General features: G+C 60.7%; 15 protein-coding genes. 1 reads left to right on the forward strand and 14 read right to left on the reverse strand.

From position 1 onward, the window contains the following. The 12 genes from J0I64_RS21610 to J0I64_RS21665 form a co-directional block, all read right to left on the reverse strand. Positions 1-353 (reverse strand): TetR/AcrR family transcriptional regulator (locus J0I64_RS21610; protein ID WP_291412189.1); only part of this gene is annotated, 353 nt, incomplete at its 3' end. Positions 354-559: 206 nt separating this feature from the next. After that, positions 560-1,198, reverse strand: a complete 639-nt coding sequence (locus tag J0I64_RS21615) for a hypothetical protein (protein ID WP_291412191.1) — start codon at positions 1,196-1,198, stop codon at positions 560-562. 326 nt (positions 1,199-1,524) lie between these two features. Then, positions 1,525-1,737 (reverse strand): GDCCVxC domain-containing (seleno)protein, encoded by a 213-nt coding sequence (locus tag J0I64_RS21620; RefSeq protein ID WP_291412193.1) that lies wholly within the window; start codon positions 1,735-1,737, stop codon positions 1,525-1,527. Between the two features lie 132 nt (positions 1,738-1,869). After that, entirely contained in the window at positions 1,870-2,988 is a 1,119-nt protein-coding gene (locus J0I64_RS21625; RefSeq protein ID WP_291412195.1) for a zinc-binding dehydrogenase, read from the reverse strand. Between the two features lie 4 nt (positions 2,989-2,992). After that, the gene (locus J0I64_RS21630) at positions 2,993-3,802 is read right to left on the reverse strand and encodes an enoyl-CoA hydratase/isomerase family protein (RefSeq protein WP_291412197.1); all 810 of its coding nucleotides are present in this window, start codon (positions 3,800-3,802) and stop codon (positions 2,993-2,995) included. A 53-nt stretch (positions 3,803-3,855) separates the two neighbouring features. Next, the gene (locus tag J0I64_RS21635) at positions 3,856-4,821 is read right to left on the reverse strand and encodes an NADP-dependent oxidoreductase (protein WP_291412199.1); all 966 of its coding nucleotides are present in this window, start codon (positions 4,819-4,821) and stop codon (positions 3,856-3,858) included. Between the two features lie 195 nt (positions 4,822-5,016). Next, positions 5,017-5,439 carry a helix-turn-helix domain-containing protein gene (locus J0I64_RS21640; RefSeq protein WP_291412201.1) on the reverse strand — a complete coding sequence of 141 codons (423 nt, stop codon included), beginning with the start codon at positions 5,437-5,439 and terminating at the stop codon, positions 5,017-5,019. A gap of 192 nt (positions 5,440-5,631) precedes the next feature. After that, entirely contained in the window at positions 5,632-6,387 is a 756-nt protein-coding gene (locus J0I64_RS21645) for a helix-turn-helix transcriptional regulator (RefSeq protein WP_291412203.1), read from the reverse strand. Between the two features lie 43 nt (positions 6,388-6,430). After that, positions 6,431-7,558, reverse strand: a complete 1,128-nt coding sequence (locus tag J0I64_RS21650) for a 2Fe-2S iron-sulfur cluster-binding protein (RefSeq protein ID WP_291412205.1) — start codon at positions 7,556-7,558, stop codon at positions 6,431-6,433. Positions 7,559-7,678: 120 nt separating this feature from the next. Beyond that, a complete protein-coding gene (locus J0I64_RS21655) occupies positions 7,679-8,629 on the reverse strand; it encodes a sensor domain-containing diguanylate cyclase (protein WP_291412207.1) in 951 nt (316 codons plus the stop codon). Between the two features lie 156 nt (positions 8,630-8,785). Next, positions 8,786-9,184: a nuclear transport factor 2 family protein gene (locus J0I64_RS21660; protein WP_291412209.1), complete on the reverse strand. Its 399-nt coding sequence runs from the start codon at positions 9,182-9,184 to the stop codon at positions 8,786-8,788. A gap of 50 nt (positions 9,185-9,234) precedes the next feature. Further along, on the reverse strand, positions 9,235-10,092 hold the full coding sequence (locus J0I64_RS21665; protein ID WP_291412211.1) for an NmrA family NAD(P)-binding protein: 858 nt from the start codon (positions 10,090-10,092) through the stop codon (positions 9,235-9,237). 99 nt (positions 10,093-10,191) lie between these two features. On the opposite strand from J0I64_RS21665, the gene J0I64_RS21670 reads away from it, so the two are divergent. Beyond that, positions 10,192-10,578, forward strand: a complete 387-nt coding sequence (locus tag J0I64_RS21670) for a helix-turn-helix domain-containing protein (protein WP_291412213.1) — start codon at positions 10,192-10,194, stop codon at positions 10,576-10,578. Here J0I64_RS21670 and J0I64_RS22695 read toward each other — a convergent pair. After that, positions 10,575-10,841, reverse strand: coding sequence for a metalloregulator ArsR/SmtB family transcription factor (locus tag J0I64_RS22695; protein WP_366933772.1), 267 nt, complete (start codon positions 10,839-10,841; stop codon positions 10,575-10,577). The genes J0I64_RS21670 and J0I64_RS22695 overlap by 4 nt on opposite strands. A 10-nt stretch (positions 10,842-10,851) precedes the next feature. Next, entirely contained in the window at positions 10,852-11,268 is a 417-nt protein-coding gene (locus tag J0I64_RS21675) for a VOC family protein (protein WP_291412215.1), read from the reverse strand. Positions 11,269-11,340: the final 72 nt, after the last annotated feature.

Genomic DNA, 11,340 nt, shown 5'->3' on the forward strand with positions numbered 1-11,340 from the left:
AGTTCGGCCAACGGGTTGCGCCAGGCCCGGAAGAGTGCGCCGGCCCGTTCGCGCAGAACGGCTGACTCTGTCGCGATCGTTACCGCCGCCACCGAGCAGCTGGCGCCGAAGTCGGAGCGGCTCAACAGGGTACGCCACAGGGCAATAAAAGTGGCGGCCACCTCCTCGGCGCTTTTGCCATTGAGCGTGTCGAGCACACCCAACGCCTGGTCGCCCGCCAGCACGATCGCCTCGAGCACAAGTTCGTCCTTGCCACCGGGGAAGTGGTGATAGAGCGAGCCACGGGGCGCGCCGGATTCTTCAAGGATTTGGCTAAAGGAGGCGCCCTGCAAGCCCTTGCGCGCGAGCAGCATCACCGTGCGCTCGATTATGTTCTGTCGCGTCGGTCTGCTGGCCACAAGATGTTCCCCACTGGCAATGCACGGGGCGCCCGGGGCTTGGGCGTCTGGCGCGTCCCGGCAATACGGAAGCCCGGCGTCCACCTCAAGCCCAAAATGCGCAGGGGGGGGCGCCGGAACTACTGCCGAAACTGTATCGGCAGCAGCTTGTTCGGGCTGTCTTACTTGCGGACGAGGGGGATCTGCAGGTTGGTCGGGCGGTTCTCTTCGCTGTCGAAGCCGCGGCCGTCGACATTGCGCGCGCCCCAGAACAGCAGGTCGTGAGCCACGTACACCAGGTCGTACTCTTTGAAGTTGGTGCCAGCGGCCAGTCCGAACGGCGCGAAGGTCTTGCCGAAGATGCTCTGGGGCTTGCCGACTTCCCAGGTCTCGTAGCCGTCGGCGGCTACCTTGTTGAGCACGTCGACAAAGCCTTGCAGCAGCGGCGTGACCACATAGGCGGTGTCCGCCGTGAAATCGACCTTCTGGGCGCCGGCCGCAACCGGATGGTCACCGCGCCACTCCATGTGGCCCTTGAGGGCGATACGGGCCAGCGGCACCTGACCATAGGGATCGGCGAAATTGGTGATCGTCAGCTCGAATGCGTCATCGGGCAAAACCACGAAGTCTCGCTTCAGATAGAATGGCTTGAGCGTGCCATCGGGATTTTTGGCTGCACTCGGGCGCACTTCGGGTGCAATGCTGGTCCATTCGCCAAGGATGGTTTGTTTCAGTTCAGTTACGGTCAAAGCGCCAGTTCCTTCTGCTGCGTGAAGCGGTGACGTCAAAACGGTGACCAGCAGCGAACCAATCGCTGCCACTCGCCACCATGGGCGTCGTAGGGCATTCACGAAATCCAAACTTCCAAACTATGATGATCTGCATAATATGTTTGGGCGGCAGGGTTGTCACCATCTATTTCTGGACAACCGCAGAGGTTGCCGTGAGTCAGGTGGTGTCGGCAAAATGGAAGCATATACAATGTATTAAGAGAATTTTGTATCGAGGTGTCGGGGCGTTTTGCCAGCAAGCAGAAATATAGATTTTCACAAAAATATGCTGATTGTCATAGTTTTGAGGCGGCCGGCCGGAGCTGCAGCCGACATGGGGCGGCAGTTCCCCGACCGGGTCGTTCTGACAGACCTGTCTAGCAGCAGGACTTGGAGATGCCGGGCTCAGCCTGAATGGGTGGGCAGGGTACAGTGCCGTAAGAGCAGAATACGCAGCAGTCGCCGGCCTTGGGTTTCAGAAGGGTCTGGCAGCCTTTGCAGTCGTAGAAACGCTGGCACGCGTCCACGGGCATGGTCTCGGTTACCGTAAATCCGCAAACCGGGCAGGTGATCGTCGACTGCAGGATCATCGTGTTCCCCACTGGCTGCCGGACGGCGCGTTGGAGACATCATTGAGGCAGTATCCATCCGCTTTGGCAAGCGGATGGAAGGGGCAGCAAGCGTTCCGGCGGGCAGTGCGATGCCTGTCGGAGCAATCTGGCTCACTGATTGGGTCGCAGCAGATATTTCTCGCCGGTGGCCCGGCGCTGATAGCCGGGGATCACCGCGGGATCGATCGCTTCATCGAGAGAGATTGCCCGCGCATATTGGCTGGCGAAAATTCCGGTGATCTCGCCGGTAACCCGCTTTTGCAGTGCCGCCACGCCACTGGGACCTACCCGTTGCAGATGCTGATACAGCAACCATCCGCCGGTTCCCCAGGCCATGCCGACAGTGGGCGCCAGGACCGTTGGCGACAGATCAAGCCGCCCATAGATATAGAGCTGCTTGTGGACCGGCGATCCATAGGGTCCGACGGGCGGGGTCTTGGCGACCAGCGCCGCCTCCATGGCGCCCAGGATTTGCGAGCCGAGCTTGCCGCCGCCGACCGCGTCAAACGCCAGGGTCGCCCCGGTCGCCGCGATGGCGGCGACAAGCTGTTCGACAAAGCTCTCGTCCCCCGAATTGAGGACATAGCGCGCGCCAAGCTTGCGAAGTACGGCAGCCTGCTCGGCCGACCGCACGATGTTTACCAGTTCGACGCCGTCGGCCTGGCAGAGCCTCACAAGCATCTGCCCGAGGTTGGATGCGGCTGCAGTGTGCACGAGGGCAGCGTGGCCTTCGAGCCGCATGGTGGAGACCATGCCGAGCGCCGTCAGCGGATTGATGAACGCCGCAGCCGCCTGTTCAGGCGATACGCCTTCGGGAAATTCGAGCACTTCATTGGCGGGAAGCAGCCGATGGCTGGCAAACATGTTGCCGCTCATCGACGCGACGACTTTGCCGAGTAGATGCTGGGCATTGGCACCGGCCGCAATCACAACACCGGCGCCTTCATTGCCACTGCCAAGCGACTTGCCTGCCCGCAATGCAATTCTGCCCAGAGACTGTGGTGGCACCTGCGCGTAGGTGGCCCGATCGGCCCCCTCGCCCTTGCGGAAACTCTGCGGGTCGGATGGCCCAAGCAGAGTGGCAAGGTCCGAGGGATTGATCGGCGCGGCATCCACCCGGACAATCACCTCGTCGGGACCGGGGGCGGCCAGGGGGACATCGTCAATCGTCAGCCGCACCGCGCCCTCTGCCGAAATCAGCGAGCGCAGTTCCTTTGCGTGGATCGTCATCTGGCTATCCTTTCTGCTCGGTGGTCAAAGCCGCGACGGCGGCGCCGAGATCGCGCTCGAACGCGCCAACCTGGCCGAGGCCACGTTCCCGCGATGTCGCCATGCGCTGATGTGCTTCCGGCCAGCGCAGGGTCTCGCTGAACGCGGCCTGTGTCGAGCGAAGCTGTTCCTCACTCGGCAGGCCCGTTTCGTTGACGATGGATTTGATCAGATTCAGGGCCTGGCTATCGAAGGACAGGATCCGGCTCACAAAGTCGGCGACAAAGCCATCAAGTTCGGCGTCAGGCAGAGCGCGGTTGATCCAGCCGTATCGTTCTGCGGTGTCGGCATCGAAGTCATCGCCACCGAGCACGATTTCGAGGGCCCGGGACCGGCCGGTCAGCAGCGGCAGACGCTGCAATGCGCCGCCGCCAGGGATCAGCCCGAAGCCAACTTCGGGCTGGCCGAAGACAGCGCGCTCCCGGCTGGCGAAGCGCAGATCGCATGCCAGCGCGAATTCACTGCCGCCGCCGCGCGCCCGACCCCGGATGGTGGCAATGCTGACAATAGGGCTGTTGGCCATACGCAGCGCCGTATCGATCCAGCGCGGCTTGCCAAAACGGCTTGCTGACTCGCCCACGCCATAGTGCGCCAGGAAGTAATCGGGATTGGCGCTGTCGAAGGTGATGACTTTGACCGTACCGGCCTGCTCTGCCGCCTCGTACAGATCGAAAAACTCGTCGTACATCAGGTCGTCGACGGTGTTGATCGGCGGGTTGTTTATCGTGACCTTCCAATGCTGGGCGTTGGACTGGTCGATTGTGATCTTGCTCATTTGCGATGCTTTCTTGACCCGATGTCGGGCGCTGCGGTTGGGGGGCAGAAGGGTCAGGGAACCAGCACGATTTTTCCGCTGGTGTGCCCGGTGGCCAGATCGTCATAGGCGGCGGCCAGTTGTTCGAACCGATAGGTCTTGCTGACCGTGGCCCGGATCGCGCCGTCATCGATCACCTGGGCGATAGCGGCCAGTTGCGCGCCATCGGGACGGGTCAGTGGACCATGAAAGAACGCTCCGCGGGCCGTGGCGCGCTCGATGAGCGGCTGAATGGGCGCAGCGGCCTGTTCGGCGATGGCCGCAGGCAGACCTGCCTCGCGATAGGATCGCGCATCTGCGACACGAACGAGGCCGATGTACCGACCGCCTTCGCGCAGAGCGTCGATACCGCGTTCGATCAGCGGGCCGCATACCCCGTCATAGACGATGTCAAAGGGGCCAAAATCTTCAAATCGCTGGTGCGTGTAATCGACCGTCTGGTCGGCGCCCAGTTCGGCCATGCGGGCCTGGCTGCCCGGCCCGCCGGTGGCCACGACATGGGCACCCAGATGCTTGGCCAGTTGGATGGCGAAGGCGCCGACGCCACCGGCCCCGGCCTGGATCAAGACGCGTTCGTCCTGTGCAAGTTGCGCGCGTTCGATAAAGGCCTGCCAGGTTGTCAGGGCAACGGTGGGCAGGCTGGCCGCAGCTTCAAACGACAGGGTGCGCGGCTTGAACGCGAGCAGGTCCACTGGCACCACGGCGCGCTCGGCAAATGCGCCCAACTGCCGACTGGGCAGACGCGCATAAACCTCATCGCCCGTTTTGAACGCTGCCCCTTCGGGCGCCGAAATCACGACGCCAGCCACGTCAAACCCCATGACCTTGGGAAAGGCGAAGGGGACCGATGCCTGAAATTCCCCGGCGCGGAAGGCCAGTTCCACCGGATTTACGCTTGCGGCGCGGACATCGATCAGGGCTTCCGGCCCATAGCCGACGACCGAATTATCGCCATAGCCAGTTATGTATGCTGCGCGCATCAAATCTCTCCATTGCGGCATTGCATCAAAAGTCTCATTATTGAACTTATGTGCGCAAAACATGACCTACAAGGCCGGGTCGACGATATTTCGTCGAGGCGTACGTCATGCCGTTCGCTCCACGATTGGAGCGAACGATTGCCGGTCTAGGAGGGCCGATCAGATGGGTGACTGTAGCGCCGCGCCTGGTCGCAGCTAGCTTGCGCTCTCGGGTACTCGTGGACGCAGGCGCAGGCCGCTGCGGGTGAGCTCGCGACCGTCCGCGGCGTGGATATGCACCTGCTGGATTTCGCGCCCATCGCGGGCGTCCACCATGGTGACAGGAGGAAGATCGGGCTTGAACAGCCAGCGGTCGCCCCATTGACGCAGGGCGACGACGGTTGTCAGCAAATCTTCGCCCATCTCAGTCAACACATATTCATGTCGGCGCCCGTCCTCATTGATCAGGCGGCGCTCCAGCACGCCCCGCTCAACGAGTTTTTTCAGCCGTGCCGTCAGCAGATTGCGCGAGAGATCGAGTTCTTTTTGAAAATCGTCAAATCTGGTGGTGCCGCTGAACGCCTGACGCAGGATCATCAGGCTACCCCAGTCCCCCAGAATATCGACCGAGCGTGCCATGGGGCAGTTCTCAGTGGCCCAGCTCTTTCGTTGCATGAAGACACCCTGCAGTCATGAAGACGGCAATGCACGACTGCCGACAGTATGTGCCGCGATGGCAAACCTGCCTCGTGACGCGATGAACCCGAGATATGGCAATCCCCTCGCCACTTGCCAAGACACTCCTAAGTCCTGTCGGCGCAGGCTGCTGCTTCATGCTTGTTTGCCGAGGTACTTGCGCGGGGTCTGGCCAAAAATTGCACGGAAGGCTGCAATGTAGGCGCTGGTACTCTCGAAGCCGACTGCCCAGGCCGCGTGCTGCACACTCGCCCCCTTGGATAATTCATCCAGCGATTTGAACACTCGCGCCACCTGCCGATATTTGGCAAGGCTCATCCCCACCGATTGGGTCCAGTGTCGGCTAAGACTGCGGGCGCTCATCCCAGCCCAGCGCGCCAGTTCGGGGCCAGAACGCGGATCGGCAGGATCGTCCATCAGGGCGCGAGCGATCACTTGCAAACGAGGATCTTCTGGCAGGGGGAGGGACGGCTGTGTCCGTTCTGCCAGCCGAAGTTCGTCAAGCAAAACCAAGCCCATGCGCTCATAGCGTGCCGTCGCCCACTCCGTCTGATGAGATTCGGCTAATCGCTCCACCAAAGGTTCTACAAGGCCCGAACAGTTCAGAACGGCAGGCTCCTCTGGCAGGTCTGCAAGGGCGTGAGGTCCCACAAAGGCTGTCCAGCCTTCGACCGGGCCTGACGTAATGATCGAGTGCTCGATCATTGACGGGATCCATCCCACCAAGCCAGGTGGATTAGCCAGCAGACCCTGGGCCGATTTGACCATCATGATACCTTGCCGGAGGCAATAGAGTTGTCCCGACGTGTGTCGATGCTGCGCGCCGGGAAGAACGAGATCTTTGGTGATCGCCATGGCGATAATCTCGGGCGCACCCGGCGTGTCGATCATCTCTCGTGGGTCCGGGCGATCCATGCGTGCCTTTGTGTCGGTCTCAACCAATGGGGCGGTCCGTCATCCCATACTTTGCCGGAACGTCCAACGTAATGTCCGAGGCAGCAACGCAGGCGCAGGCGAGAACTGCACCATCCGGAAGCGGTCCACGCTCCATAGCCACGAGAGGGGTAACACGTCCGCTGCGCACCTTGACCCGACAGTTGAGGCATTGGCCGGTGCGGCACTCGGCGAAAGGCAGGATGCCATTCTCTTCCAGCGCGGCCAGCAAGGTGGGGGCATGGCCCTGCCGGAATTTTTTACCGCCGGCCTCGATCGTAAAGGGCAGATTGTCCGAATTGCCGGCAAAGGCCTCGGCATGGATCGTTCCTCGGCACCCATTGCCGCGCACCATTCGCGTGATGTCCCTGACAAAGTCGGTTGATCCGCAAAGATAGACATCACCATCAAACTGTTGCACGCCGCGTGTTCGCAGAATATCCGCCGTCAACCGTCCCCTGAGACGCCCGGGGAGCGGATCGGGTTCTTGGCTGAGAATTGGTGTGTAGATGAAGCGGGAATTCAACTGGGCCAACGATTCCAACTCGCCGGATTTGATCAGTTCGGCCTCGTAACGTGCCGCGTGGATCAACTGCACCGACGAGCCTTTGGCCAGCGCCTCCTTCACCATCGGCACCAATGGTGCCAAGCCGACGCCGCCGCCAATCAGGCAGATCATTTTCGCGGGGTTTTTCGCCAGCTTGAAAAACCTGCCACGTGGCGGCAGGGCAAGGATGGGTTGTCCCACCTGCAGATCAGACAGAACGGGCTCCGAAACCTTACCGCGAAACTTTCGGGCCATCACAATTTCGTAGCATCGGTCGCCGCCTCCGATCAGGGAATAGGCTCTGCGCGACAGCCCGTTTGCCCCCGGGATCTCAAGCACGATGTGGCTGCCTGCGCTCCAGGTCGGCAGCTGTTCGCCGCGCTGGCCTTCCAGGGCGAGGCCGATATAGGCGTCGCCGTAGCGCTGCCATGACCGTACCTGAAGCCGAAGCGGTGTCTCAAGATAGCGCTTCTTCCGCTTATAGCTCACTACCAGCAGTCCAAACGCCAGCACTATTCCGACCAGCCAAACCATTGCCGCACAATCCATCTCGTTGAGAGATCGATTGTGCGGCACCGCCATATGGCGATGTCGGGATATAACGCCAAAAAATACCGAAAACTCGCCAAAACATCGGTGGTGGATGTTGCTGTGGCAGCGGGATCGATGAAGCTGCGGGTGTCTGGCGATCACCCCTTGGATCTAGGGTTTACTAGTTTCAGATCGCCGGGCGCGTTTCATCTCGTACATTTTTTCGTCGGTTCTGCGGTAGAATGCCTCGGCACTCTCGTTGGCCGCTAAGCGGACGGTGCCGACTGAGGCGCCCAGGGTAATAAGTTCGTCGTTGATCGGCATGGGTAACGACAGTGAGCGGCAGATTTGCTGCACGCGCGCCTTTGGAATTGCGCGCCCCGCATCATGGAACAGGATGGCGAATTCATCGCCGCCGATGCGCGCGACAAAGTCGCCCACGCGCAAGACATCTCTGAGGCGCTCGCCAACGATCTGGAGCACTGTATCGCCCGCAGCGTGGCCGTGGATATCGTTGACGGCCTTGAAGCCATCGAGATCAAGCAGGGCGAGCGTCGGGCGCCCGCGCCGGGCAGGGTCCGCGACCACTTCGCTCAGTTTCTCGTCAAACGCCCGGCGGTTTGGCAACTCGGTTAGGCCATCAGTTCTGGCCAGCGCGGCAAGTTCTTTTTCGTAGCGCAGCTGCGCGTCGATGCGGGTGGTGATATCGACGATGACTTCGACGTCGTACTGCGTGTTGTCGATGACACTGCGTTGGGCCGAGATCAGCGTAGGGACCATTGTGCCGTCGGCCCGATAGATTTCGACATATTCGCCCACATATCCACCTTCATGGACGAGACGATGATGGCGGCGGGCCCGGGCTGCGTCTTCGCGTACTGTCCCCTCGGCAACCCTTGTGCCTTGCAGTTCAGCCCAAGTGCGGCCAACCAGCGTTAGATAGGCATTGTTCACCCGCAGGAATCGCGAATCTTCGCCTTCACTGGTGCTGATCGACATGGCAATCGGAGAAATTTCAAACAGGCTGCCGAGCAGCGCGCTCAGGATATCGGGGTCTATCTGGTCGTCACTGATCAAGGAGCTACCTCGCATGGCGGTGTGGTCTAGGAAGATGATCGACATTGCTGAGTTCGATCATATCACAAGCTGGTTCGCATTCACGGCCTTGCGACCATGATGCGAACCAGCCCTCGCGTGTGACTTTCGGTTTGTCGCGATCTCGGGCGGAGGCGTGCCCTATCGATCGCCGGGCCGATAAGCCGTCACGAGGATTCTCATTCAGCGGACCAGCATGTAGTCGCTGCTGGCAGCAGACGTGGCGAACTCTTCCATGCGTGTGATCTGTCCGTCTTGGACGGTGTAGACTTGGACCCATTTGTTGGAGAGCTTGCCATCGACACCATCCATGACGAAGCTCTCTTCCCCCAGAACCACGACCGTATCGTTCTGTTCGACGAAGGTGAGCGGGCGGAAATAGTCGATCTTCATTGCGGTAAAGCTGGTCTGAAAGAACTTTTCAGCGCCGCTTTTGCCCTCAAAGCGGACCGACTGCATTTTCTGGGAACCGTGATGGATCCACAGCGTGTCTTCGGACACGGTTGCGAGGGCGGCCGCGAGATCTTTTTTCATGAAGGCATCGAACATTTCGTCGACGACACGGCGTGTATCGGTAGTCATGGGAGCTCCATAGTTTGGATTGAAGAGGGCGGTCGGGGCGGTCGCCAAAGTCAGGCGAACACCAGTTTCAGCATGTCGTTCAAGGATTTCGGCTTCCGCCCCAGCAGAAGTTCCAGGTCGCTGCGACCAATCGCGTACTGATCGGCTTTGATGTCGGCCAGGGTTCCCAGGGTCAGATAGATCGGGAACTCTGGCAGGCCGGCAGCCTGCATCGTCTCGCGCAGGGCCTGAGCGGGAATGTCGCGGTAGGCGAGCCGTTTTCCGGTCAGAACCGAGAGACCTCGCGCCACGTCGTCATATCCGTGCGCGTCGACACCAGCGATGTCATAGGTCTTGTTCCTGTGCCCCTCCTGCAGCAGGACGTTGGCGGCGGCTTCACCCATTTCAGAACGCAGTGCATAGGGCACGTGACCAGACCCGGCAGGCAAGAAAATGCCCTTTTCCAGCGCCTGAGGCCCGATGATGGTGGGGAGTGCCTCCGCATACATGGTATTGCGCAGGAAGGTATGGGCGATACCCTTGCTGCGGATATGGGCTTCGGTCTCGAAGTGACTGGCCATCAGGTCGCGCACGCCTGATGTTGCAATGTCCCGGATCGCGAGGCCGGTATAGACGATATGTTTGACGCCCGCGGCGACGGCTGCATCGACAACGCCGAACTGCTGTTCGCGCCGGTTCATTGACATGGTCGAGATGAACAGTAGGGTGTCGACCCCGGCAAACGCCGCAGCGAGGGTTTCAGGCCGGTCGTAATCGGCAAAACGGGTTTCAACGCCGCGCGAGACCAGTGATTGTGCCTTGCCGGTGTCGCGAGCCAAGGCGAGGAAGCGGCCTTTTGCCCCAGCGGCAAGCAACTGGTTGACGACGGCGCTGCCAAGGTGCCCGGTGGCACCAGCTACCATGATCATGACAGTCTCCATTAGAAGTCTGGCAACTATCTAGGTGGGCGTGCGACCAAAAAAACTGTCAAAGTGTATAGTGCGAGACGAGCGGAGAAGAGGATTGGAATGAACCAGGTATCGTCCATCGAGAGTGACGAGGAGGATGTTCACTACCTCTGCAGAAGGACGTTTGTGCTGACCATCAAGGATGCGCTGAACGTGGTAAGCGGAAAGTGGAAGCTGGCGATCGTCTGCACACTGCTCAGCGGCCCCAAGGGCTTTGCCGAGATCGAGCGCCTCCTCGGCACGATCTCGCCGCGCATGCTCACACGAGAATTGCGCGAGCTGGAGGTCAACGGCGTTATCCTGCGTCAGACTGACCCCACGCAGGCTACCAAGGCTCAAAAATATGCGCTCACCCCATCCGGCCAAGGGCTCGAGCAGGTCATCACCATGATGGCCAATTGGGGCCTTGAACACCGCAAGCTCTCTGGAAACACGAGTACGCTTTAGTTTCCCATGGGCGCCAAAACGGCCTCGAACTGCCCCAGCCAGGCCGCCAGCGCCTTGAACCCCTTGGGGTTTAAGCGGGTGGGGCGGCGCTGCGCGTCTCTTCCCCGTATGACCAGTTGAGCGCTGTCGAGCGTGTCGAGGTGGGACGAGACGGTAGACTGGCTCAGTTGAAGATGCTGAACCAGTTCCGAAACGGTTGCCTCTCCTGCCAGCAGGTGAACCAGGATCGCCCGGCGAGACGGCTCCGAACTGCGCCCTGGGATCTAATGGGCGTTAGGGATTCCAGGCCTTGCGGACGAATTCGAGCTGATTGCCGTCAAAGTCGAGAACATTGGCGGCATAGTAGCCGGGAGCGAAATATGTCCGCTCCGATGGCTCGCCCTCACTGGTCGCGCCCGCCTGTATCGCCGCTGCATAGGCGGCATCGACGACGGCGTTCGAGGCGCAGGTGAGGCCGAGATAAAGCCCCGTTTCCCCAGCCTTGCGTTGGCGGAGCCAGATGCTCGTGCCGCCACCCTTGCGGCTGGAATAGAGCGCGTCTCCGAGCCCGTAGAGACTTGGGACATTGTCCGGCCCCTGTGTGCCGTCGTAATTGCCGAAGACCGTCCAGCCGAGCGGCGCCAGGGCTGCCGCATAGAAGGCCAGCGACTTTTCAATGTCGGACACAGCCACATAAACGTGGTCAATCATATTAAATCACCAATTTGCATGAGGGGGACCCGGCACTCGGCCGGTTATGCCTGCCTTTGCCTCGTGCTGTTG

Origin of the sequence: Devosia sp. (assembly GCF_017307565.1) — a bacterium.
In the GTDB taxonomy this organism is placed as follows: Bacteria; Pseudomonadota; Alphaproteobacteria; order Rhizobiales; family Devosiaceae; genus Devosia.

Bases quoted from the DNA above. Each gene is read 5' to 3' on its own strand.
- J0I64_RS21620 (WP_291412193.1), bottom strand. From the start codon at position 1,737: ATGATCCTGCAGTCGACGATCACCTGCCCGGTTTGCGGATTTACGGTA.
- J0I64_RS21625 (WP_291412195.1), bottom strand. From the start codon at position 2,988: ATGACGATCCACGCAAAGGAACTGCGCTCGCTGATTTCGGCAGAGGGC.
- J0I64_RS21630 (WP_291412197.1), bottom strand. From the start codon at position 3,802: ATGAGCAAGATCACAATCGACCAGTCCAACGCCCAGCATTGGAAGGTC.
- J0I64_RS21635 (WP_291412199.1), bottom strand. From the start codon at position 4,821: ATGCGCGCAGCATACATAACTGGCTATGGCGATAATTCGGTCGTCGGC.
- J0I64_RS21640 (WP_291412201.1), bottom strand. From the start codon at position 5,439: ATGGCACGCTCGGTCGATATTCTGGGGGACTGGGGTAGCCTGATGATC.
- J0I64_RS21645 (WP_291412203.1), bottom strand. From the start codon at position 6,387: ATGATCGACACGCCGGGTGCGCCCGAGATTATCGCCATGGCGATCACC.
- J0I64_RS21650 (WP_291412205.1), bottom strand. From the start codon at position 7,558: ATGGCGGTGCCGCACAATCGATCTCTCAACGAGATGGATTGTGCGGCA.
- J0I64_RS21655 (WP_291412207.1), bottom strand. From the start codon at position 8,629: ATGTCGATCATCTTCCTAGACCACACCGCCATGCGAGGTAGCTCCTTG.
- J0I64_RS21660 (WP_291412209.1), bottom strand. From the start codon at position 9,184: ATGACTACCGATACACGCCGTGTCGTCGACGAAATGTTCGATGCCTTC.
- J0I64_RS21665 (WP_291412211.1), bottom strand. From the start codon at position 10,092: ATGATCATGGTAGCTGGTGCCACCGGGCACCTTGGCAGCGCCGTCGTC.
- J0I64_RS21670 (WP_291412213.1), top strand. From the start codon at position 10,192: ATGAACCAGGTATCGTCCATCGAGAGTGACGAGGAGGATGTTCACTAC.
- J0I64_RS21675 (WP_291412215.1), bottom strand. From the start codon at position 11,268: ATGATTGACCACGTTTATGTGGCTGTGTCCGACATTGAAAAGTCGCTG.